Consider the following 20,526-nt stretch of genomic DNA (forward strand, 5'->3'; position numbering starts at 1 on the left):
CTGTGCAGTGTCGTATGCGCCGATTATGCGGGGCGCGGCCCGCAGTGGTCACGCGCAGTGCGCGATCACGCGGTTGCGGCCGGCGTCTTTCGCTTCGTATAACGCCTCGTCGGCGCGGCGCAACATGGTGCTGACGCTATCGCCCGCCACCGCGGTCGTGAGGCCAAAGCTGGCCGTGATGCGGCGGTCTGCAAACCAGCGCGTGGCGTCGATCGCCTGGATCTGTTCGCGCAGGCGTTCGGCGACCAGGATCGCGTCGCTCAACGCGGTGTCGGGCAGCAGGATCAGGAACTCCTCGCCGCCAATGCGGCCGACGCAGGCGGGTGCGCGCACGGTTGCGTTGAGCGCCAGTGCCACGGCCTTGAGAATTTCATCGCCGATCAGGTGGCCGAACTGATCGTTGATCGGTTTGAAGTGGTCAAGATCGGCGATCAGCACCGCGCAGGCTTGCGGTTCCGAAGCACGCAGCAGGGTGCCAAGCCGGTTGAGAATGTCGCGCCGGTTCGGCAGCCCGGTCAGCTCGTCGGTGTGTGCGAGTGCTTCCATGTGCCGGCTGGTGCGGCGATGACGCAGCAGCAGCACGGCGAGGATCAGCGTCAGTACGGAGGCGAGCGCGATCACCGCGGCCTGCAGGCGGCCGACGGTGCGCTCTTGCGCCAGCGCGCGTTCGGCGACCGCCTTCTCGCGCGTCAGCAACGCGTTCTCCTGGTCCTTGGACGCGGTGTCGAATTCAACCTTCAGCGTGGCAAAACGCTGATCGAGCTGACGCAGCAACAGCGAGTCGGAGGTGTTCTTGAACTCCACCAGGCGTTCGTAGGCCGCGCGCCAGTCGCCCGACTCGGCGTAGCTGGCCGCCAGCGCGCGATAGCTGTCGCGCAATTCGGCGAGCGATTCGCCGCGTGCGAAGGTGTCCGCAGCGTTTTGCAGTACGGCAATGCTCTCCGGGTAGCGCTTCTGCAAGCGCAGTGTGATGCCGCGCTGCAACTGAATCTGCGCTTGCAGCCGGGCGTCGGGTGCGGCTTTGGCATCGGCCTCGGCCTTGTCCAGTTCGGAATCGGCACAGCGTGCGTCGCCAAGCGCGTTGCACACGCTGGCAAGCCCGCGGTGGGCGTAGGCGGCACCACGCGGGTAGCCCAGTTCATTGTTGATCGCGAGCGATTGTTCAAAGGCCTGTCGTGCCTCGCTCCACTCACCGAGGTTCTCGTGCGCACGGCCGAGGTTGTGCAGCGTCACGGCCTGTTCACGGCGCGCGCCTTCGGCGATGTGCCCCTTGAGCGATTGCAGGTAGTAGTGCTTGGCCTGCGCATAGTCGCCCATGCGGTTGTAGAGGATTGCGATGCCGTTCACCGCGGTGCGGGCGCGTGAGCGCAGCTTGAGCTTTTCGTACAGCGCGAGCGCGCGTCGCTGATCGACCAGACCCTCGGCGTACTGGCCAAGCAGGGCGCGGATGTAGCCACGCTGATAGAGCGCATCGGCCAGCATTTCGCCGTCTTGCGCGCCTTCGGCGAACTGCGCGGCTTCGTCGTATTTGGCCAGCGCTTCGTGGGTCTTGTTCGCCAGTTCCAGCAACTGGCCCTCGCAGGCCAGCACGCCGGCGCGCAAGCCGCGGCGCCGAATCTTCGGCAGCAGGGCATTGGCTGCGTCGATCTGCGCTTGCGCGGCCTGCGGGCTGCGCTCGCCCTGGTAGTCGCACAGCACCAGGCGCGCGGCCACTTCCAGATCCGGATTCGGCGTTTGTTTGAGGGCGTCGAGCGCCGCTTCGGCGTAGCGCCGGCTGGCTTCAGGGTCCAGCCGCACGTTCGCGCGTGCCTGCTCCACCAACGCGGCAGGCGTGCCTGCCGGCGCTTCGGCAGCGCCACATCCGGGCGTGAGCGCAACGAGCAGGGCCGCAAGCGTTACGGCGCGTAAGGGATGCGGCATTTGTGGGTGATTCTGACGAAAGCTGGATTCTGGCTGAGCCGACTTGCGCCGGCAATGCGGGGTAACGCGCGGCTACTTTGCGCTGGGCGCGTCGTTCAGATGTTCGGCCTTCCACTGCATCGCGGTGCGGATGCGGGTTCGGCCGCTTGGGTGGTCGTAGAAGATGAACTCTTCCCACGCCGCCGGCTCCATCTTGCGGTATTCGGCCAGGTGCACGGCTGCCTGCGCAAAGCCGTCCGGTTCGCGGGCGGCATTCAGGCCGTAGAGGTCCGCCTCGAATTCCGCAGTGCGAATGATCGTGTTGTTGATAGGCGTGCCCAGGAAACCGAGCACCGAGAACACCGCAAACAGCAGCGGCAGGGCGGCGACGTCGCCAATGCCGCGCAGCCCCCAGCCTGCGCCGAAGCGGGCGATCAGGCGATCCATCATCCAGCGTGCCAGCGCAAAGCCGATGACGGTGAGCACGGAGAAGGCGAGCAGATGCTTGTAGATGTGGTTCAGCGCGTAGTGGCCGATCTCGTGCCCCATGACGGCGCGGATCTCGGCCGGGCTGGTGCGCTTGAGCAGGTTGTCATTGAGCGATATCCGTTCGGTACCGAGGAAGCCACTTACATTCGCACTGATGCGCTTGGTCTGGCGTGAGGCATCGAATTCATACACCTCGGTTGCCGGCACCTGGTTGGCGCGCGCGAGCGAGAGGATGTCGTCACGGATCGGACTTGCGGCGAGCGGTTTGTAGTCGTTGAACAGCGGCGCGATGTAAACCGGGCCGAGCACGATGCCAATCGTCAGGAACACCATTGCGATGCCGGAGCCCCACAGCCACCAAGTTTTCGGCGCGCGTCGGATCGCGGCCCAGATCGCCGCCACCGCAGGTGCCAGAAAGACGATCGACACCAGCATGCCCTTGAGCTGATCGAAGCCCCAGTCGAGCGCGCCCTGGTTCGACATGCCGTAGGCGTGTTCGCGCCAGTAGCCCTCGTACCAGGTGAGCGGCAGGGTCAGCAGCGTGGCGAGCACGAGATACTGCGCGGCGTAGGCCATGTGCTGCAGCGGCACGCGCCGCGTGAGGCGCTCGGCGTAGTTGCGCAGCCGGGCCGACAGGCCGCCGCGCAGGAACAGCCATGCGACGACAAGCCCGTAGACCAGATCCGCGAGTTGCAGCCAGTAGCCGCCTTCGTAGTAGGCATCGGAGCGCGCGCGCGCTTCTGGCGGAATCGTATCCAGCCAGGCGCGCGTGGCCTGTTCGGCATCGAAACCGCCGCCCGCGGCGTGAGCGCACATCGGCGCGGCAAACAGGGCAGCGAGCAGTGTGAGCAGCGGGGTGAAGGCCAGGATACGACGCAGGTTCATGACGGGGCGATCCGGTGAGGGCGGGCCGCCGCATTATCCGGAACGCATCGTTGCTTGTCGGCGCGCTTTGTATCGAAGCGTGTCGGTCGTACCTGGCGTTGGCGTGCAGGTTCAGCCGAACACCGCCACGATCTGGTAGCCGAACGCGGCGAGTTCGCCCCGCGGTGTCCACAAGGCGGCGCGCTCGTGCGAATAACCGGCGCTGAAGGCGTGCATCTCGGTGTCGTGGCGCCACCATGCGTCGGGTGAGGGAGCGGGCGCGCAGGGCAGCAGCTCCAACGCCCAGGTGACGGAGCTGCCCATGGTCGGGCGCTCGAAGTGGCCGAAGGCGACGGGCGGTGCGGCGTCGCCGAGCAGCACGCAGAGCAGTTCGTGGTCGATCGCTTCGTCGCGCAGGCGCATGTGCACCTGCATGTCGCGCGCGTTGCCGCCGCTGAAGGGTTGGTCGCCCGCGGCCCAGCGGAATTCCACATGCTGCGTAAAGGCCGGTGAGATGCCTTCGATGTATCGCATCGGGCGGCAGGCATCGACCGCCGGTGCTGCGGGTTGCGCCGGCGCAAAGGCGGGAATCACCGATTCGCGCGCCAGCCCGAAACTGCCGAGCAGCAGGCAGGCGGTGTCTTCGCCCACCTTCAGCGCGGCTTCCACTTGCCGCATGGCGCGACCCTCGCGCACGACACGCACCTCCACCCGTAGCTCGCCGGCCGGCACCGGGCCGATGAAGCTGGTCTGCAAGCCGCGCAGCGGCCGGTCGGCACCGGCTACATCGCGCATCGCCTGCACCGCCAGCGCGGCGCTGACGCCGCCGAAGGCAGTGCGGCCCTGCAGCCAGTCTTCCGGCAGATCGTAGAACACCGTGTTACCCAGGTGTCGGCGGCTTTCGAGCAGAGCGGAGAAGGGTGTCAGGACCATGATTCGTGCGTGACCTCAGGCGAGTTTGACCAGCATCTTGCCCGTGTTCTCGCCGCGGAAGAGGCCGATGAAGGCATCCGGCGCGGCTTCCAGCCCTTCGCGCACCGTCTCGCGCGTCTGGATCTTGCCGGCCGCAAGCCAGGCAGCCATTTCGCCGACGAACTGCGGATAGTGATCCCAGTGATCGGAGACGATGAAGCCTTCCAGCCGCAGCCGCTTCATGATCACTTGCGCAAGGTTGGACGGGCCTTTGGGCGCTTCGGTCGCGTTGTACTGCTCGATCATGCCGCATACCGCAACACGGCCGTTGGGCTTGAGCAGGTTGAGGGCGGCTTCGAGATGCGCGCCGCCGACGTTCTCGAAGTACACATCGATGCCCTCGGGCGCCGCGGCTTTGAGCGCGGCCGTGAGATCACCCGCGGTGCGATAGTTGATCACCGCATCGGCCCCCAGTTCGCGCAGCCATGCAGCCTTCTCTTCGCTGCCCACGCTGGCCACCACCCGGCAACCCTGCAGCTTGGCAATCTGCACCGCGATGGCGCCGACAGCCCCCGAGGCGGCGGAGACGAACACGGTTTCGCCAGGCTGGATGCGGGCGATACGGGTGAGGCCGGTCCAGGCGGTCATGCCGGTCATGCCGATCACGCCCAGCCAGGCCTGCGGCGGTGCAAGACGGGTGTCTACGCGATGCACCTGCGTCTCGGCGGCGACGAAGTGTTCGCGCCAGCCGAATGAACTCAGCACGATGTCGCCGACCTTGAACTTCGAACTGCTCGATTCGACCACCTCGCCGACGGCACCGCCTTCGAGGGCCCTGCCGACCTGGAAGGGCGGCACGTAGCTCTCGCGATCGACCATGCGGCCACGCATGTACGGGTCGACCGACATCCACAGGTTCTTCACCAGCACCTCGCCAGCCTTCAGCGGCGGCACCGGCGTGGTGGCGATTTCGAAATTGGCGGCGGTGGGCATGCCGGTCGGTCGGGAGGCAAGGCGGACTTCGCGGGTCGATTCAAGGAACATGGGTCGTCTCCAAACCCTCGCGGTCGGCCGCGGGGTCGTCAGGGCATCAGTAATCAGGACTCGGCTACCGGCGCGGGGGTATTCCTGTTGGCGCTGGCACGAGCGTCATGGCGTTGGGCGCTGCGATCTGGCAGCACTCGGCGCCGGAACAGCCACTTTATCGAGCAGATGCCCATCAATCCAATGCATGGCTAGAATGAGTTAAATGACTTTGGGTAATGCCCTTGTATGGCGGATCTGAGCCGAATCGATCTCAACTTGCTCGTTTCACTGCAAACGCTGTTGCAGGAAGCGCATGTGACCCGCGCGGCCGAGCGCCTGGGTGTTACGCAGCCGGCGATGAGCCGCGCGCTGGGTCGCCTGCGCGTGCTGTTCGACGACCCGCTCTTTGTGCGCACACCGGCCGGGTTGCGCCCAACCCCGCGGGCGGAAGCGCTGCGCGAGCGCCTTGATGCGACGCTGGCCGATGTTGCGGGGCTGATCGCGCCGCCGCGGTTCGACCCAGCCAGCAGCCGCGGCGTCTGGCGTATCAGTACGACGGATTACGGCGCCAATTCGATGCTGCCGCGGGTGCTGGCGCGATTGCACCGGGAAGCGCCGTATCTGGACATCGCGGTGGACGTATGGCGCGACGACCAGGGGTTTCGCGAGCTCGAGGCCGGGTCGGTGCAACTGGCGCTGAGTTCCGTGGCGCAAGCCCCCGCGGGCATCCACGGACGCGGGTTGGGTGACGACCATTTCGTGACGCTGCTGCGTACCGGGCACCCGGCCTTGGCGCAGCCGCTTGATCTGGATGCCTTCCTGCGCATTCCGCAGATCCTGATCCACATGGGGGGCGTTGATCCGCGCGGCGTGGTTGATCTGGCGCTGGAGCGAATCGGGCGCGAGCGCCGGGTTGCGGTGCGGGTCGCGAACTTCATGGCCGCGCTGGCGATGGCAGCGCGCACCGACATGCTGGTGAACGTGCCGCGTACCCTCGCGCGCCTTTACGCCGGGCCGGTCGGGTTGGTCGAGCGCGAAATACCGCTCGCGTTGCCGCAGGTACGCTACGCCTTGCTGTGGCACGAGCGTTTGCACCACGATCCAGCCCATAGCTGGCTGCGCACCTTGTTCTACGAGGAAATCACGGCTGCTTTGGTCGCCAGCGCATGAGTTGTCGTCAAAACCCCATGGTGACGCTGCGCAAAACCCCGCGATGCTGGGACAATGCCGGTCTGCCCGCGACCTGAAGCATCCACCATGAGTCAACCCGCCCGTTCGGCGCTCTCGCTGCGCCAAGTCCTGATCGTGCCCTACGTGGCGCTGGTGCTGTTGCTGGCGATCGTGATCGGTGCGCTGTCGTACGTGGCCGGCAGCCGGGCCGTGGCCACCGTGTCCGATCACCTGCTGATCGAAACGGTCGGCCGCATCGGGCAGGCGGTGGATCGCCATGTGGTGGGATCGGGCGCGGTGCTCGAAGCGGTGTTCCCGAACGGAATGCCGGCGCCCGCGTCGATTGGCAGCGATCTGGCCAACCTGCGCACCCGCCTGTGGATCGCAACGTCGCTGCACATTGATCCGAACAACTACGCCTACTACGGCAACCGTGCCGGTCAGTTCATCGGCCTCTGGCGCAATTCGCTGGATGATGGCGAACTGCGGCTCAAGCTCAAGGGCGACGAGCCGCGCACCTTCTTCAACTTCCAGGGCATCAACGGTGAGTTGCACGAAGCCTCGCGCGAGACCAAGGTCTACGACCCGCGCGTTCGCCCCTGGTACAAGGCCGGCGAGAGCGCGAAGCTGCATACCTGGACCGCGGTGTATATCGATTACCGCCACGGCGGCCTCGTCGCCACCCGTGCGAGGCGCGTACTCAACGCGGCGGGCGAGTTCGAGGGCGTCGTCGCGACCGATATTTCGCTGAAGGGGCTCAACGACTTCGTGTCGAAGCTGGCGCTCTCGAAGAACAGTATCGCCTTCATCGTCGAGCCGAACGGTGATCTGATCGCCTCGTCGGCGAGCGCCAACATCGCCCGCCAGCCGGACGGCAGCAACAAGCGCCTGGCCGCGGCGGACAGCGGCCATCCACTCTTGGCGGCAACTTACTCCGAGGTGCGCGATACGCTCGCATCGCTCAAGCAGGCGCAACTGCCGCAGACGCGTACTTTCACCGGCCCCGGCGGGCAGACGATCCACGCGGCCTTCGATCGTGTGAAGGACGACGCCGGCCTCGAATGGATCACCGTGGTGGCGGTTCCGGCCAGCGACTTCATGCAGGGGGTCACCGCAAACGTGGTGCGCACCGGCTTGGTGGGCGGCATTGCGGCGCTGCTGGCGGTAGTGCTGGGCCTGCGCATTCTCGGTTGGGTGACCGGCGATCTGCGTCGGCTGTCGCAGTCGGCGCGCGCGATCGGCGACGGCGATCTCGAATCGCCGGTCGACGTGCATCGAAACGATGAGATCGGGCAGCTCGCACGCACGTTCGAAACCATGCAGGAACGGCTGCGTACCGACCGTCTGACCGGCCTCGCCAACCGTGAAGCCTTCATGCGGCGGCTGGATGGCCGCGTCGGCCGGCACCGTCGTGCCGCGGACATCGGCCCGTTTGCGGTGCTGTTCGTCGATCTGAACCACTTCAAGCAGGTGAATGACCGCCTCGGCCACGACGCGGGCGACAAGGTGCTCACCGAAATCGCCGAGCGCCTGCGCGAGGCGGTGCGCGCGAGCGACTTTGTGGCGCGCTATGCCGGCGATGAGTTCGTCGTGCTGCTCGACCGCGTCGAGAGCCGCGAACAAGCCGAACGGGTGCGCGCGCATATCGAGCATGTGCTGGCCCAGCCGCTGCGCAGCGTGGACCCCACACCGCTTGGCGAGCAGGCGTTGGGTGGTGCGGTCGGCATGGCGATCTTCCCGGACGACGGCGACGAGGCCGAGTCGCTGATGCGTTTTGCCGACCACGAGATGTACACCCGCAAGTTCGGCGCGCGCGGCGAGACCCCATGGGCCGACTACCACGCAACGCCGCGCTGAGCGTGTCGCCACCGATGCAGCGCCGCACTGGAAATTCGGGGCTGGCGCCCCGATCATTGTCAGATGGATAACGCCGATATCGCACGCGCCTTGCAGCAGGATGGCGCGCTGCTGGTCTTCATCAATGTGCTGCTGCAACAGCTGGGCCTGCCGGTGCCGGCGGTGCCGACGCTGATCGCCGCGGGCAGCCTGGCTTTCGGCGCGCCGGCGCTGGCCTGGATGCTCGTGGCCGCGGTGCTCGCGTCGGTGCTGGCCGACGCGGTCTGGTACTTCGCCGGCCGCGCGTTTGGCTACCGCGTGCTCAACGGCCTGTGCCGCCTGTCGATCAATCCGGCCTCCTGCGTCAGCCAGACGGAAAGCCGCTTCCTGCGTTGGGGGCTTTGGTCGCTCGTGATCGCCAAGTTCGTGCCCGGGTTCTCGACCGTCGCGCCGCCGATTGCCGGCGCATTGCGCATGCCGCTCCCCGCCTTCCTGACCGCTGCAGCGATCGGAGCTGCCTTGTGGGCTGGGCTCGCTCTGGCGGCTGGCTCGCTGCTGCGCGACGAGATCGCGCTGCTGATCGAGCTTGCTTTGCGCTACGGCGTGAATGCGCTGTTGATCCTGCTCGCTGTGGTGGCTTTGTGGTTTGCGTGGAAGTTCTGGCTGCGGCAGCGTTTCGAGCAGATGGCGCGCATGCCGCACATATCGCCGAAAGCGCTGGGCGAAGCCCTTGCCGCCGGGCAGCCCGTGCGCCTGATCGACCTGCGCGGCGCTACGCTGCGTGCCGAAGGGGGCGAGCTCGACGGTTTCACCGTGGCTGACTACGAGGCGCTCGATCGTGCGGTGCAGGGCTGGCCACTCGATGCGCTGGTCGTCACGCTGTGTGCCTGCCCGGAAGACGCCGGTGCCGTCTATGCCGCCAAGGAAATTCAGGCGCTCGGCTATCGCAATGTTCGCCCACTCAGCGGGGGCTACGAGGCGTGGCGCGCTTATCTGGCCGCGCAAGGCGGCCGGCGTTTCCGAGGCGACCCGGTCGCCGGCTAGACTGGCGGCCCTTTCTGATTCTCACTGAGCGCGATGAAGCCACTACCTCCGCCCATCACGGCGCCTGAACAGCTCGATGCCGCGCTCCGCACGCAAGGCTTCGTTGCTCTGGATGCCGCCGGGTTGTCCGCATTGAGTGGCGCGACTGCTGCCGGTCTTGCCGCGCTGCAGCCCGGCTGGAACAACCTGCCGCCCGATACCTTCCTGCGCGACGGCGGCCGCTATCGCTTTCGCCGCCACGCCTGCTTCGTGCTCGACATCGCAAGCGGCGAGCTGACGCAAACCCCGCATCGCGCGCACTGGCAGCCGGTGGCCTACAACGCGTTGCACGGCGGCTTGGAGCGCTGGTTCGAACCCGTCGAAACCGCGACGCTCGCATCGCCGGACTGGCAGGCCTTGCTGTGCGGTCTGGGGCAGTGGCTGGGGCGCTTTGCGGGCGTGCCGCAATGGTTCATCGAGGCACACCAGTTCCGCATTGATACCACCGACGGCATCGGCCGCCCGACGCCGGAGGGCGCGCACCGCGACGGCGTTGACTATGTGGCAGTGCTGCTGGTTGGCCGTGAAGGCATCAAGGGTGGTGAAACGCGTGTGTTCGAGGCCGATGGCCCGCAGGGCATGCGCTTCACGATGACCGAGCCGTGGACGACCCTGCTGCTGGATGACGCACGGGTGATCCACGAATCGACGCCGATTCAACCGCTCGCCCAAGGCGGCCACCGCGATACGCTGGTGCTCACCTTCCGCCGCGGTGGCTTCCAGGGGCCGGGCAACGCGTGACCGTTGGCCCGGCGTGCGGGCCGGCTTACTTCTCGACGAAGGCGCGCTCGATCACGTAGTCGCCCGGCGTGCCGATATTCGGCGAGACCTTGAAACCGCGTGCGTCGAGCATGTCCGATAGCTCCTTGAGCATTGCAGGGCTGCCGCACAGCATCACGCGATCGTGCGCCGGATCGATCTGCGGCAGGCCGAGGTCGGCACACAGCTTGCCGGATTCGATCAGCGTCGTCAGACGGCCCTGGTTGCGGAAGGGCTCACGCGTCACCGTGGGGTAGTACAGCAGCTGGTCGCGAATGTAGTCGCCGAGGAACTCATGCTCCGGCAACTCGCGCTGGATCTGTTCGGCATAGGCAAGTTCGCTGACGCTGCGCACGCCGTGCGTAACCACCACCTTGTCGAAGCGCTCGTAGGTTTCCGGGTCCTTGATGATGCTGAGGAAAGGCGCGAGCCCGGTACCGGTGCTGAGCAGGAACAGGTTACGGCCGGGCAGCAGGTCGTCGATGATCAGCGTGCCGGTCGGCTTGCGGCTGACGAGGATCTCGTCGCCCGGTTTCAGGTGTTGCAGCCGCGAGGTGAGCGGGCCGTTCGGCACCTTGATGCTGAAGAACTCCAGGTGCTCTTCGTGGTTGGCGCTGGCGATGCTGTAGGCGCGCAGCAGCGGGCGGTTTTCGTCCTGCAGGCCGATCATCACGAACTGGCCGTTGGCAAAGCGCAGGCCGGGGTCGCGCGTGGTCTTGAAGCTGAACAGCGTGTCGTTCCAGTGGTGGACGTCGATCACGGTTTCGGTGGCGAGCTTGCTCATGCGGTGGCTTCCGTGTGCAGATGGCGCACCAGTTCCGGTACGGCATCGAAGAGGTCGGCAACCAGCGAGTAGTCCGCCAGTTGCATGATTGGGGCTTCGGGGTCCTGGTTGATCGCAACGATCACCCGGCTGTCCTTGATGCCCGCGGTGTGCTGCAGCGCGCCCGAAAGGCCCACTGCGATGTAGAGATCCGGTGCGACAACGGTGCCGGTCTGGCCGACTTGCCATTCGTTCGGTGCGTAGCCCGAATCCACGGCGGCGCGGGTGGCCCCGATTGCCGCGCCGAGGCGGTCGGCGAGTGGTGCGAGGCAGGCGTGGAAGCGCTCGGCGCTGCCCAGCGAACGCCCGCCGGAGACCACGACGCGAGCGCTGCCCAGTTCAGGCCGCTCACCGCCGGCCGTCTTCTGCCCGGTGACGCGGCTGCGGCCGTCGGCGGCCGGTGCCGTGATCGCAACACATTCAGCCTGCCCGCCCAGCGCGGCGGCCTCGAAGCGCGAGGCCCGCACCGTCAGGATCTGCAGGCCGGGGCGGTTATCGACCGTGGCGAGCAGGTTGCCAGCGTAGATCGGGCGCTGATAGCGGTTCGGGCCGAGCAGGGCGACGGCTTCGCTGATCATGCCGACGTCGCGCAGCGCGGCGACGCGCGGCAACGCATTGCGGGCAAGGCTGCCGTGCGCGGCGAGGATCACCGTGTAGTCGCCGGCGAGGCTGTTGAGCACGCGAGCGACATCTTCTGCCAGCGGCTGCGCGAACTGCGGTGCATCGGCATGCAGCACGCGGCGCACGCCGGCGACCTGCGCGTGGGCGGCGGCCTCTGTGCTGCCAAGCACGAGCAGGTCGACAGGCAGGCCCCAGTGCTGCGCGGCGCGAACAGCCTGGCGTGTGGCGAGGGCGACGCCGGTGGCGGTGATATCGGCGAGGACGAGGACGCTCATGCGATCACCTGTGCATCGTTGCGGAGTTTTGCAATCAGTTCAGCAACCGAGCCGACGCGCTGGCCAGCCGGGCGGGGCGGCGGTGTCTCGACGCGTGCGCGCTGCAGGCGGGGCGAGAGGTCGATGCCCAGTGCGGCACAGTCGAGTGTTTCGATCGTCTGGCGTTTTGCTTTCATCAGATCGGGCAGCTTTACGAAGCGCGGCGCGTTGAGGCGCAGGTCGGCCGACACCACGGCCGGCAGCCGGATTTCGAGCGATTCGCTACCGCCGTCCACCTCGCGCGTGACGTGCAGCGTGTCGCCATCGACGGCGAGTTCGGACACCGCGACCGCCTGCGGCCAGTCGAGCAGCGCGGCGAGCATCTGCGCGGTTTGCCCAGCGTCCTCGTCGATCGCCTGCTTGCCGAGCATCACCAGCGAGGCCTCTTCGCGCTGCGCGACGTGGCGCAGCAGCTTGGCGACAGCGAGTTGATCGAGCGCAGCGGGCGCCTGGCCCCAGATTGCGCGGTTCGCGCCGAGCGCGATCGCCTGGCGCAGCGATTCCTGCACGGTCGCGTCACCGAAGGACACGACCACCACTTCCGAAGCAATGCCGCGCTCGCGCAGTCGCACCGCTTCTTCCAGGGCGTTTTCGTCGAACGGGTTGATCACCATCCGTACGCCGGTGGTGTCGATGTCGCTGCCGTCACTGCGCGGGCGAACCTGGACGTTGTGATCCACCACCCGCTTGATTGAAACGATGATCCGCATGAATGACCCTTCTTGTTTGCGGGGCATTCTAGGCAAGTCTCACTGATCTACTAAACGGATTATGATGACGATGCTTATCTAAGAAATCGATATGAGATTCACACTCCGGCAGTTGGAAATCTTCGTTGCGGTCGCGCAGACCGGTTCCGCCAGCCGCGCGGCTGAGCGCCTGGCGCTGTCGCAGTCGGCCACCAGCACAGCGCTTGCCGAACTGGAGCGGGCCTACTCGCAGGTGCTGTTCGACCGTGTCGGCAAGAGCCTGAGGCTCAACGACACCGGGCAGTGGCTGCTGCCGCGGGCGACGCAGATCCTGGATCGCGCACATGAGCTGGAAGAATCGCTCAGCGCGCACACGGCGGTCGGGCCGCTGCGCCTGGGGGCGAGCCTGACCATCGGCAACTACCTCGCCACGCTGTTCGTCGCGGACTTCCTGCAGCGCCATCCGGAATCCCGTGTGCAGCTCGCGGTGCATAACTCGACGGCGGTCGTTGCCTCGGTGGCGCGCTTCGAGTTGGATCTCGGGCTTGTCGAAGGCGATCTGCAGCATCCGGACGTGGTCGCCGAACCCTGGCTGCGCGACGAACTGGTGGTCTTTGCCGCACCGAGCCATCCCCTGGTGGGCCAAGGCAGCCTGACGCGCGACCAGGTGCTGGCGCAGGACTGGATTTTGCGTGAGCCCGGCTCGGGCACGCGTGGCACGGTGGAGCACGCCTTTGGCGAAGACCGCCAGCGTCTGAAAGTGCGGCTGGAGCTGGAGCACACCGAGGCGATCAAGCGGGCGGTTGAAGCGGGCCTCGGGCTCGGCTGCATCTCGCGGCTCGCGCTGCGCGATGCCTTCCGCCGCGGCAGCCTCGTGCCTTTGCAGGTACGCAATCTGGATCTCGGCCGTGCGTTCTACCTCGTGCGCCATCGCCACAAGTACATCAGCGGGGGCCTCGCCAGCCTGATCGAGCACATCCGGGCGTCCACCGCCGGCGCGACCTCGACCGACGATATCCATCTGTCTCCCGTCCCCTGACGCCTGAGCGGCGGATGGTTGGTCAGGCCGCGGCGATGTCGCGTTCGGCCGCCGCCTGGAATTCCGGATCGTCCTGATACCAGTCGGGGCCAAAGAACTCGATCGGGTGCGGCGTTCGTTCCGAACCGTTGCCGCAGCTGAGCGAATCGGCCGAGCAGTAGCGATCGCAGCCCCAGCAGATGCGCTCCGGGTGTTTTGGTACAAGTGGAAAGCGTTTTGCCATTTGGGGTTCCGTTTGACAGCGGGTGAATCGGCGCCACGCAACGGACGCATCGCTCTCGCATTGCTTGAGCCCGAGCGCGTCGCATAGGCTGATGTGCTTCGCAAGCCCGAAACGCGCTCGGCAGCGATCTTCCCTATTCATGTGTGACGCCGCCGAAAAACCATTCCATTTGCACGGTTATTTGCGACGTGGGTGACGCCGAATAACAACGTCTATTACATGGTTATTGCCGGCGCCAAATCGCGAAAATGGCCCGGGACCAGATGTTCACGGGCTTTGCGGCGTGTCAGTGGCTTGATCATCAAATACCCGCGCCACGCAGCGCCTTTGCACGGGTCAAGAAATTTGCAAGGCGTAACACGGCGGCCCGATCCAATTCGGATTTGAATCGGTCAAACGCCTTACGATCGTTGTAGGGCGCTGAAAGCGAGTGCGGATGGAATTGCACTCGTCAATTACGCGGAAGGGCGTGTGTGAATAGAAACGAGAGGGCCGGCAGTGAATGACGATGCAGGTTCATGAACCGTTCAGACGGTGCGCAGACGATTCAGCTGAAGGGCCGTTTCGTCTTTCAGATGCATCGCGAATTCTCCGCGGCGCTGAGCGATGCCTTGCAACCCGGTGCCGCCGAGCTTGTGATCGATCTTGCCGACGTCTGCTACATCGATAGCGCCGCGCTGGGCATGTTGCTGATTGCCCGCTCGCGCGCACTCGAGTGCGGCAGGCGAGTGGCCATTGAAGGCGCCGCCGGGGACGTGCTTCAGGTGCTTCAGATTGCGAACTTCGAAAAACTGTTCGAAATCCGCAGTGCTCGGCGCAACGGTGTCTGCCAAGCATCTCCCGCAGCTCAAACATCGGCGTGCGGTTGTCAGTCGGGTGTCGTGCGCTTGCTGACGTAGTCTGGCTCCGGCGGCGTCACTTCCCGCCGGCCGCTATTGCCGAAGATGTCGCTGAACTCGAATGCGGTGAAGCACAGATGCAGGGCGCCGATCACGACGGCGCACAGGATCAGGCCCGGCAGCATGCCGCCCACGTTGACGATGAGCATCAGCAGAGCAACCAAGACGGCGACCGAGTAAGCGATCGCGACGCGGATGAGTTGTTGGCGTTTCATGGGCATGAGGGGGCAGGACTATCGGACGCGGCGGTCAGTAACGGGCATGCTTCTCCGGCCTGGCGCGCTGCTCAGCTTGGGGCGGGCGTGGGCAAGCGTACTGCGAGCACAACCAAATCGGTGGTTGCGAGTGATGCATTGTCCGGACTCGCGATCGGTTCGCTGAACGCGGTCTGGAAGCCCGCAGTTTGCAGCAACATGTGCACGGCGTCTGGCGTGCGATAGACCATGAATACGCGTTCACCCGAGCTGGATTGTTCGTAACGTGATGCCGCAGGGCCGGTGATGGTGGCGAGTAGCAACGGGGCGCCGGGTTTGAGCCGGTGGTGGAGGGCTGCGAAGCATCGCTGCGCATCGGCATCTGTGAGGTAGCTGAGGCCGAACGCAAACACGGCGCCGTCGCGTACTCCATCGATACCGTCAAGATCGCGGCAGTCGCCGACATGAAAGATGGCGCCTGGAACGCGCTGCCGGGCTTCGTCGATCATCCGCGGCGCCAGATCAATGCCGACGACGGATAGATCGGGGCGTGTGCGCTTCAGATAGGCGCAGACATTGCCGGGGCCGCACGCAACGTCGATCACTGAGCCGCCCGTTGGTAGCCGCTCCGCAAGCAGCGCGTAGTAGCGGTCGTACTGCGTCAGGTCGAAGTACTTGGCCGCATATCGATCAGCGAGCTTGTTGAATGTCTCGACCGACTCCCCGCACGCATCCGATGGCGACATCGCAGATCCAATCGCGAAAGCGCGGACGCCGACGCCCGCCGTGGCCCATGGTAGCGAGCCGCCGGACTCGCGCCAACGCGTCGCGTCGCATGCGCTCGGGGGGCGTGACGCGTCGCTTGGACCTGGCTAGTTGCCGACAAAAACCGGTTTGCGCTTCTCTCGGAAGGCGTCGAGCCCTTCCTGGTAGTCGTGGCTGTCGTAGACGATCCGCCGCAGTGCCTGCACCCGCTCGAACAGTTCGGGCGAAATCGAATGCGCGCCGGCGAGCAGGCGGATCTCTTCCTTCATGGCGGCGATCGACAGCGGCGAGTTCGCGGCGATGGCGCGGGCCATGTCGGCGACGCGGGCGTCGATTTCGGATGGCTCGCAGATCGCGTTGATCATGCCGAGGTTGAAGGCCTGGCGCGCCGGGATCGGCCGCGCGGTGAACAGCATTTCGCGCAGTACCGGGTGCGGCACCATGTTCATCAGTGTCAGTACGCCGCCAAGGTTGTAGGGCACGCCCAGCTTGGCCGGCGTGATCGCAAAACTCGCTTCGGTCGTGGCGATCAGGATGTCGCAGGCCAGCGCAACTTCGCATCCGCCGCCCCACACCGACCCCTCGATGTGCGCGATCACCGGCGCGGGGGATTCCTGGATTGCACGGATCACCACGCGCAGCGGGTCGCCCCAACCGAGTGGGTCACGCCCGCGGTCCGGCAGTTCGCTCACGTCGTGCCCGGCGGACCAGACCCGGCAGCCGGCCGGCGCACGCAGAATGATCACGCGTGCGCCGCTGGCGTTGAAATGCTCGATCGCGGCAAGCATCTCGTTGATCAATTCCATGCTCAGCGCATTGCGTTTCTCGACGTGGTTCATCACCAGCGTGCCGATCGATTCGGCGAATTCGGTTTCGATGAGCGGCATTTGGGGCTCCGGTTACGGCGTGCCATGGCGGCGAGTGCCAGCAAGCATCCGCGCGCTGCCATGCAGGGGTACTGACCCAGCGCAAGCCGGCGAAGTGTGCAGCGCCGACTTGGCCGCGGCGCGCGCTTGTCGCACCATTTGGGCGATGCGCGCCCATCCCCTCCGATTTCCGATATGCCGAACTGCGCTGATGCTGCTGATAGTCGTGTCGGCGCTCTCAGCCTGCACCCCCACGCTGAGGCCCGGCCCGCTTGCCGACGAGGTCCTCCCATCGCCCAACTTCGGCACGCGGCGGGTGAGCCTGGTGGTGATCCACCACACCTCCAACGGCAACGCCGCGCCGGCGCTGCGCACGCTGACCAACCCGTTTTCGGAGGTCAGCGCGCACTATCTGATCACGCGTACGGGGCGCATCGTGCAACTGGTCGACGAGCGCGATCGCGCATGGCACGCAGGCCGTTCACGTTGGGGCGCGATCAGCGATGTGAATTCGGCGTCGATCGGCATCGAACTCGACAACGATGGTCAGGAGCCCTACGGTCAGCCGCTGATGGCGGCGCTGTATCGCCTGCTGGAGGATCTGCGGGTACGCCACCAACTCACGGCGCTCGCCTTCGTCGGCCATGCCGATGTGGCGCCTGGTCGCAAGGTGGATCCGTCACCGCTGTTCCCATGGCGCGAACTCGCGCAGCGCGGTTTCGGCTTGTGGTGCGACCAACCCTACCCGGAGCCGCCGGGGGGCTTCGACGTGACGCTGGGTTTACAGGCGATCGGCTACGACCTTAGCGCGCCGGACGCCGCTGCGTGGTCATTCGGGCTGCACTACGGCGGCCGATTGGGCGGCCTCGCGGACCTCGACCCGGCGCACGTCGCGTGCATTGCGGGCGCAGCCCGCGCAGCACCGGCGCTTTAGCCTTCCCGCACTTGCAAGGATTCGCCGCTGACATAGAACTGCCCGCCGGCGACGTAGTGCAGGGTGCGCAGGTTCGGATCGGTGGCCTCGTCGAACAGCCAGTGGCCATCACGGAACACGCGTGCGTCGGCGGCCGCGGCAACGACCTCGCCGAGAAAGAGGTCGTAGGCCTGTTCGTTGTGCGGCTCTCGGATCACGCGGCATTCGAGCCAGCCAACGCAGCCGGCAACGCGTGGTGCAGCGACCACCGTGGATGGCAAGGTCGCGATGCCGAGCGCGTCGAACTTGTCGCCATTGCGCCCGCTGCAGCCGCCGGAAGCGATGACCTGCTTGGCGATCCCGCGTGACGGAATGTTCAGTACGAGTTCGCCCGAGGCTTCGACAAGGCCGCGCGTGAACGTCTGCTTGTCGATCACCACCGCGACCTTGGGCGGCGAAAAGTCGAGCGGCATCGCCCACGCGGCGGCCATCACGTTGCGCTGGGTGCCGTGTGCGCTGCTGACCAGCGTGACGGGGCCGTGGTTGAGAAGTCGGTAGGCTTTCGCGAGGTCGACGGGGGTGATCATTTGGCGGGCTATGCAGCAAAACCGCCATTGTCGCGGATCGCGCCGGCCGACTGATACATCGCCGACACTCTTTGCCCGGCATCAGCGCCTAGACTGTGGCTCTCCGCCCCGATAGCGCCCCCGATGCCGGTCACCCACCTGCTGCTCGCCCTCGCCGTGGTTTTCGTCTGGGGCACCAACTTCGTTGTCATCAAGCTAGGGCTGCATGAGCTGCCGCCCTTCCTGTTCGCGGCCTTGCGCTTCTCGCTGTCGGCGGTGCCACTGGTGTTCCTGATCAAGCGGCCCGCCGTGCCGTGGGGCAAGCTTGCCGCCTTCGGTGTGTTGCTGGGGGTGGGGCAGTTCGGCCTGCTGTTCCTCGCGATGCGGCACGACATTTCGCCCGGGCTCGCGTCACTGGTGATCCAGTCGCAGGTGTTCTTCACGATCGGGCTCGCGCGCTGGCAGCGCGGCGAGCGCCTGCGCCGGGAACAGGGCCTTGCCCTCGCGTTGGCGCTGGCCGGCATCGGCGTGATCGCGGTGCATATCACCGCAGCGCCGGGGGCTGCGGTCACTGCCACAGGGCTGGTGCTGGTGCTTGGCGCGGCGCTTGGCTGGGCAGGCGCAAACACGGTTGCCCGCAGTGTCGGCCGGGTCGATGTGCTCGCCTTCATGGCGTGGTCCAGCCTGTTCGCGGTGCCACCGCTTTTTGCGCTGAGTGCGGCGGCCGAAGGGCCGGCCCTGATGCAGCAGGCGTTGATGCACGCGTCGTGGGTCGCCTGGGCCGCCGTGGCGTGGCAGGCGGTGGGCAACACGCTGTTTGGCTACGGCGTGTGGAACTGGCTGCTGGCGCGGCACCCGGCGGCGGTCGTTACGCCCAGCGCGTTGCTGGTGCCGGTGTTCGGCATGGGCGCGGCGAGTTTGCTGGCGGGCGAGGCGCTACCGGGCTGGAAGTTGCTGGCGGCAGCCCTGGTGATGACCGGCCTGGCGATCAATCTGTTTGGCGATCGCCTGCTGCGGGGGCTTCGAGGTCGCGCGGGCTGAGCCGCCCGCCGGGCGCCGTCAGAGTCATCGCCATGCGCGACAAGGCGCGGTAAACCTCGCCGAGCTCGGTGTCCGCGGCTGCCGTGGCGGCCCATTCGGCCAGCACCGTCGTGCGGTCGTCGCGCGCCACCGGGCCGCTCAGTGCGGCGCGTGGCCCGATGCGGTCGAGGTTGGCGAGCGTGCCATCGATCAAGGGGCGAAGTGCCGGCCAAGCAGCTTCGCGCGACACGCCGGCTGCCTCCATGCTGCGCAGCGCGGCCTCCATCAGGGCGACCAGATGATTGCAGGCGAGCACTGCGCCGGCGTGATAGAGCAGCTTGCCGGCCGGGTCGATGGCAAAGCGTTGCGCGCCGATCGCATCGAACATCGGACCAAGCAGCGCCAGCGCTGCATCGTCGCCCTCGCATCCGCATGCGGTACCCGCGAAATCCACCACCGCTTGTGCCGGGCTGGCGAAGCTGCGCAGCGGGTGGATGCTCGCCACCGCGCAACCGGCCGAACTCAGCACCGCGAGCGCGCTGCTCGGCAGCGCGCCACTGCAATGAAACACGATGTCGCCGTGCCGGACGCGGGCGGCCAGCTGCGCCGCGACATCGGTGATGGCGTCATCCGGCGTCGCGATCAGCGTGATGGCTGCGGGGCGGAATGAATCCAGCGTGCCCGGGGCGCCTGCGCCGATGAATTCCTGCGCCGTGCGTGCCGGATCGAATTCGCAATCGATCAGCTGTGCGACGCCCACCTGGGCATGTTGGTGCAGCAGCGCTGCGATGCCGCGGCCAAGGCGGCCACAGCCGACGAGGTTGAAGTCGGGCGGCATGGCTTGCATCAGAACGGCGCCTCGCTGCGCAAGTCGAGCCGTGCGCCGCTTGTCGGATGCGGCAGGCTCAGTGCCGCGGCGTGCAGCAGCAGGCGCGGCGCCGCATCGCGCTCGGCCGGGGCTGCGTAGAGCGGATCGCCGAGGATCGGATGGCCTCGCTCGGCAAGATGCACCCGCAACTGATGCGATCGCCCGGTCACCGGTTCGAGTTCCAGTCGCGTGCGCCCGCCCTCGCGCGCCAGCACGCGCCAGCGGGTCAGCGAGGGTTTGCCGATCTCGTGGTCCACTTTCTGGCGGGGGCGGTTGGGCCAGTCGCAGATCAGTGGCAGGTCGATTGCACCTGAGTCTTCGGCCGGCTCACCTGCCACGATTGCGATATAGCGCTTGTCCACGTCGCGCCCCTGGAAAGCGAGGCTCAGCGTTCGGTGGTGCAGGGCGCCACGCGCCATCACGATCAGGCCGGAGGTGGCAAGGTCGAGCCGATGCACGATCAGGGCTTCTGGAAATTCCGCCTGCACGCGGCTGGCGAGACTGTCCTGCATCGCTTCGCCGCGCCCCGGCACCGAAAGCAGGCCCGCGGGCTTGTCGAGCACGATCATCGTGTCGTCGAGGAAGACGATGGCGAGGCCTTGGTGCGGCGGCGGATGGTAGGGAATCTGGTGCGACACGGTGCGGCGGCCTGCGAGCGAGAGGCGGACTCTACCGCAGTTGCGGCGAC

At 66.6% G+C, this 20,526-nt stretch carries 22 protein-coding genes; 8 read left to right on the forward strand and 14 right to left on the reverse strand.

Annotation, left to right across the window (positions count from 1 at the left end):
* Window positions 1-48: 48 nt before the first annotated feature.
* The 4 genes from ACE3P0_RS02255 to ACE3P0_RS02270 all read right to left on the reverse strand — a co-directional run bounded on the left by ACE3P0_RS02255 (window position 49) and on the right by ACE3P0_RS02270 (window position 5,208).
* On the reverse strand, window positions 49-1,920 hold the full coding sequence (locus ACE3P0_RS02255; RefSeq protein WP_374399402.1) for a diguanylate cyclase: 1,872 nt from the start codon (window positions 1,918-1,920) through the stop codon (window positions 49-51).
* A 72-nt stretch (window positions 1,921-1,992) separates the two neighbouring features.
* Window positions 1,993-3,273 carry a M48 family metallopeptidase gene (locus ACE3P0_RS02260; protein WP_374399404.1) on the reverse strand — a complete coding sequence of 427 codons (1,281 nt, stop codon included), beginning with the start codon at window positions 3,271-3,273 and terminating at the stop codon, window positions 1,993-1,995.
* A gap of 111 nt (window positions 3,274-3,384) precedes the next feature.
* On the reverse strand, window positions 3,385-4,185 hold the full coding sequence (locus tag ACE3P0_RS02265) for an acyl-CoA thioesterase (RefSeq protein ID WP_374399406.1): 801 nt from the start codon (window positions 4,183-4,185) through the stop codon (window positions 3,385-3,387).
* 15 nt (window positions 4,186-4,200) lie between these two features.
* Window positions 4,201-5,208 (reverse strand): NADP-dependent oxidoreductase, encoded by a 1,008-nt coding sequence (locus ACE3P0_RS02270; RefSeq protein WP_374399408.1) that lies wholly within the window; start codon window positions 5,206-5,208, stop codon window positions 4,201-4,203.
* Window positions 5,209-5,466: 258 nt separating this feature from the next.
* On the opposite strand from ACE3P0_RS02270, the gene ACE3P0_RS02275 reads away from it, so the two are divergent.
* From ACE3P0_RS02275 to ACE3P0_RS02290, 4 genes are all read left to right on the forward strand, one after another.
* The gene (locus ACE3P0_RS02275) at window positions 5,467-6,360 is read left to right on the forward strand and encodes a LysR family transcriptional regulator (protein ID WP_374399410.1); all 894 of its coding nucleotides are present in this window, start codon (window positions 5,467-5,469) and stop codon (window positions 6,358-6,360) included.
* Window positions 6,361-6,447: 87 nt separating this feature from the next.
* Window positions 6,448-8,217, forward strand: coding sequence for a diguanylate cyclase domain-containing protein (locus tag ACE3P0_RS02280; protein ID WP_374399412.1), 1,770 nt, complete (start codon window positions 6,448-6,450; stop codon window positions 8,215-8,217).
* Between the two features lie 63 nt (window positions 8,218-8,280).
* Window positions 8,281-9,240, forward strand: coding sequence for a VTT domain-containing protein (locus tag ACE3P0_RS02285; RefSeq protein WP_374399414.1), 960 nt, complete (start codon window positions 8,281-8,283; stop codon window positions 9,238-9,240).
* Between the two features lie 33 nt (window positions 9,241-9,273).
* Window positions 9,274-10,020 carry a 2OG-Fe dioxygenase family protein gene (locus ACE3P0_RS02290; protein WP_374399416.1) on the forward strand — a complete coding sequence of 249 codons (747 nt, stop codon included), beginning with the start codon at window positions 9,274-9,276 and terminating at the stop codon, window positions 10,018-10,020.
* A gap of 25 nt (window positions 10,021-10,045) precedes the next feature.
* On the opposite strand, the gene ACE3P0_RS02295 is transcribed toward ACE3P0_RS02290, so the two are convergent.
* From ACE3P0_RS02295 to ACE3P0_RS02305, 3 genes are read right to left on the reverse strand one after another with little or no spacing between them, the layout of a single operon-like run.
* Entirely contained in the window at window positions 10,046-10,822 is a 777-nt protein-coding gene (locus ACE3P0_RS02295) for a ferredoxin--NADP reductase (RefSeq protein WP_374399418.1), read from the reverse strand.
* Window positions 10,819-11,757, reverse strand: a complete 939-nt coding sequence (locus ACE3P0_RS02300) for an electron transfer flavoprotein subunit alpha/FixB family protein (RefSeq protein ID WP_374399420.1) — start codon at window positions 11,755-11,757, stop codon at window positions 10,819-10,821. Before ACE3P0_RS02300 ends, ACE3P0_RS02295 begins: the two co-directional genes overlap by 4 nt.
* Window positions 11,754-12,506, reverse strand: a complete 753-nt coding sequence (locus ACE3P0_RS02305) for an electron transfer flavoprotein subunit beta/FixA family protein (protein ID WP_374399422.1) — start codon at window positions 12,504-12,506, stop codon at window positions 11,754-11,756. The genes ACE3P0_RS02300 and ACE3P0_RS02305 overlap by 4 nt, the downstream gene beginning before the upstream one ends.
* Before the next feature lie 91 nt (window positions 12,507-12,597).
* Between ACE3P0_RS02305 and ACE3P0_RS02310 the strand changes: the two genes are divergently transcribed.
* The gene (locus ACE3P0_RS02310; protein ID WP_374399424.1) at window positions 12,598-13,524 is read left to right on the forward strand and encodes a LysR family transcriptional regulator; all 927 of its coding nucleotides are present in this window, start codon (window positions 12,598-12,600) and stop codon (window positions 13,522-13,524) included.
* A gap of 22 nt (window positions 13,525-13,546) precedes the next feature.
* Here ACE3P0_RS02310 and ACE3P0_RS02315 read toward each other — a convergent pair whose 3' ends face one another.
* Window positions 13,547-13,747 (reverse strand): DUF3079 domain-containing protein, encoded by a 201-nt coding sequence (locus ACE3P0_RS02315; protein ID WP_374399426.1) that lies wholly within the window; start codon window positions 13,745-13,747, stop codon window positions 13,547-13,549.
* Between the two features lie 518 nt (window positions 13,748-14,265).
* On the opposite strand from ACE3P0_RS02315, the gene ACE3P0_RS02320 reads away from it, so the two are divergent.
* Window positions 14,266-14,646, forward strand: coding sequence for an STAS domain-containing protein (locus ACE3P0_RS02320; RefSeq protein WP_374399428.1), 381 nt, complete (start codon window positions 14,266-14,268; stop codon window positions 14,644-14,646).
* On the opposite strand, the gene ACE3P0_RS02325 is transcribed toward ACE3P0_RS02320, so the two are convergent.
* From ACE3P0_RS02325 to scpB, 3 genes are all read right to left on the reverse strand, one after another.
* Window positions 14,616-14,867 (reverse strand): hypothetical protein, encoded by a 252-nt coding sequence (locus ACE3P0_RS02325; protein ID WP_374399430.1) that lies wholly within the window; start codon window positions 14,865-14,867, stop codon window positions 14,616-14,618. The two genes, ACE3P0_RS02320 and ACE3P0_RS02325, sit on opposite strands and share 31 nt — an antisense overlap.
* 65 nt (window positions 14,868-14,932) lie before the next feature.
* Entirely contained in the window at window positions 14,933-15,586 is a 654-nt protein-coding gene (locus tag ACE3P0_RS02330) for a trans-aconitate 2-methyltransferase (protein ID WP_374399432.1), read from the reverse strand.
* A 126-nt stretch (window positions 15,587-15,712) separates the two neighbouring features.
* The gene (gene scpB, locus ACE3P0_RS02335) at window positions 15,713-16,492 is read right to left on the reverse strand and encodes a methylmalonyl-CoA decarboxylase (RefSeq protein WP_374399434.1); all 780 of its coding nucleotides are present in this window, start codon (window positions 16,490-16,492) and stop codon (window positions 15,713-15,715) included.
* A gap of 190 nt (window positions 16,493-16,682) precedes the next feature.
* On the opposite strand from scpB, the gene ACE3P0_RS02340 reads away from it, so the two are divergent.
* On the forward strand, window positions 16,683-17,405 hold the full coding sequence (locus ACE3P0_RS02340; protein ID WP_374399436.1) for an N-acetylmuramoyl-L-alanine amidase: 723 nt from the start codon (window positions 16,683-16,685) through the stop codon (window positions 17,403-17,405).
* Here the strand turns inward: ACE3P0_RS02340 and ACE3P0_RS02345 are convergent.
* Window positions 17,402-17,971, reverse strand: a complete 570-nt coding sequence (locus ACE3P0_RS02345) for a flavin reductase family protein (RefSeq protein ID WP_374399437.1) — start codon at window positions 17,969-17,971, stop codon at window positions 17,402-17,404. The genes ACE3P0_RS02340 and ACE3P0_RS02345 overlap by 4 nt on opposite strands.
* A 123-nt stretch (window positions 17,972-18,094) precedes the next feature.
* On the opposite strand from ACE3P0_RS02345, the gene ACE3P0_RS02350 reads away from it, so the two are divergent.
* Window positions 18,095-18,991 carry an EamA family transporter gene (locus ACE3P0_RS02350; protein ID WP_374399439.1) on the forward strand — a complete coding sequence of 299 codons (897 nt, stop codon included), beginning with the start codon at window positions 18,095-18,097 and terminating at the stop codon, window positions 18,989-18,991.
* Here the strand turns inward: ACE3P0_RS02350 and ACE3P0_RS02355 are convergent.
* Window positions 18,939-19,817 carry a Rossmann-like and DUF2520 domain-containing protein gene (locus ACE3P0_RS02355; RefSeq protein ID WP_374399441.1) on the reverse strand — a complete coding sequence of 293 codons (879 nt, stop codon included), beginning with the start codon at window positions 19,815-19,817 and terminating at the stop codon, window positions 18,939-18,941. The genes ACE3P0_RS02350 and ACE3P0_RS02355 overlap by 53 nt on opposite strands.
* Window positions 19,817-20,407, reverse strand: coding sequence for an RluA family pseudouridine synthase (locus ACE3P0_RS02360; protein ID WP_374399903.1), 591 nt, complete (start codon window positions 20,405-20,407; stop codon window positions 19,817-19,819). The genes ACE3P0_RS02355 and ACE3P0_RS02360 overlap by 1 nt, the downstream gene beginning before the upstream one ends.
* Window positions 20,408-20,526: the final 119 nt, after the last annotated feature.

This window comes from Niveibacterium sp. (assembly GCF_041909475.1).
Classification (GTDB): Bacteria; Pseudomonadota; Gammaproteobacteria; order Burkholderiales; family Rhodocyclaceae; genus Niveibacterium.

Bases quoted from the DNA above. Each gene is read 5' to 3' on its own strand.
- ACE3P0_RS02255 (WP_374399402.1), bottom strand. From the start codon at position 1,920: ATGCCGCATCCCTTACGCGCCGTAACGCTTGCGGCCCTGCTCGTTGCG.
- ACE3P0_RS02260 (WP_374399404.1), bottom strand. From the start codon at position 3,273: ATGAACCTGCGTCGTATCCTGGCCTTCACCCCGCTGCTCACACTGCTC.
- ACE3P0_RS02265 (WP_374399406.1), bottom strand. From the start codon at position 4,185: ATGGTCCTGACACCCTTCTCCGCTCTGCTCGAAAGCCGCCGACACCTG.
- ACE3P0_RS02270 (WP_374399408.1), bottom strand. From the start codon at position 5,208: ATGTTCCTTGAATCGACCCGCGAAGTCCGCCTTGCCTCCCGACCGACC.
- ACE3P0_RS02280 (WP_374399412.1), top strand. From the start codon at position 6,448: ATGAGTCAACCCGCCCGTTCGGCGCTCTCGCTGCGCCAAGTCCTGATC.
- ACE3P0_RS02285 (WP_374399414.1), top strand. From the start codon at position 8,281: ATGGATAACGCCGATATCGCACGCGCCTTGCAGCAGGATGGCGCGCTG.
- ACE3P0_RS02290 (WP_374399416.1), top strand. From the start codon at position 9,274: ATGAAGCCACTACCTCCGCCCATCACGGCGCCTGAACAGCTCGATGCC.
- ACE3P0_RS02295 (WP_374399418.1), bottom strand. From the start codon at position 10,822: ATGAGCAAGCTCGCCACCGAAACCGTGATCGACGTCCACCACTGGAAC.
- ACE3P0_RS02300 (WP_374399420.1), bottom strand. From the start codon at position 11,757: ATGAGCGTCCTCGTCCTCGCCGATATCACCGCCACCGGCGTCGCCCTC.
- ACE3P0_RS02305 (WP_374399422.1), bottom strand. From the start codon at position 12,506: ATGCGGATCATCGTTTCAATCAAGCGGGTGGTGGATCACAACGTCCAG.
- ACE3P0_RS02310 (WP_374399424.1), top strand. From the start codon at position 12,598: ATGAGATTCACACTCCGGCAGTTGGAAATCTTCGTTGCGGTCGCGCAG.
- ACE3P0_RS02315 (WP_374399426.1), bottom strand. From the start codon at position 13,747: ATGGCAAAACGCTTTCCACTTGTACCAAAACACCCGGAGCGCATCTGC.
- ACE3P0_RS02320 (WP_374399428.1), top strand. From the start codon at position 14,266: ATGAACCGTTCAGACGGTGCGCAGACGATTCAGCTGAAGGGCCGTTTC.
- ACE3P0_RS02325 (WP_374399430.1), bottom strand. From the start codon at position 14,867: ATGCCCATGAAACGCCAACAACTCATCCGCGTCGCGATCGCTTACTCG.
- ACE3P0_RS02330 (WP_374399432.1), bottom strand. From the start codon at position 15,586: ATGTCGCCATCGGATGCGTGCGGGGAGTCGGTCGAGACATTCAACAAG.
- scpB (WP_374399434.1), bottom strand. From the start codon at position 16,492: ATGCCGCTCATCGAAACCGAATTCGCCGAATCGATCGGCACGCTGGTG.
- ACE3P0_RS02340 (WP_374399436.1), top strand. From the start codon at position 16,683: ATGCTGCTGATAGTCGTGTCGGCGCTCTCAGCCTGCACCCCCACGCTG.
- ACE3P0_RS02345 (WP_374399437.1), bottom strand. From the start codon at position 17,971: ATGATCACCCCCGTCGACCTCGCGAAAGCCTACCGACTTCTCAACCAC.
- ACE3P0_RS02350 (WP_374399439.1), top strand. From the start codon at position 18,095: ATGCCGGTCACCCACCTGCTGCTCGCCCTCGCCGTGGTTTTCGTCTGG.
- ACE3P0_RS02355 (WP_374399441.1), bottom strand. From the start codon at position 19,817: ATGCAAGCCATGCCGCCCGACTTCAACCTCGTCGGCTGTGGCCGCCTT.
- ACE3P0_RS02360 (WP_374399903.1), bottom strand. From the start codon at position 20,407: ATGATCGTGCTCGACAAGCCCGCGGGCCTGCTTTCGGTGCCGGGGCGC.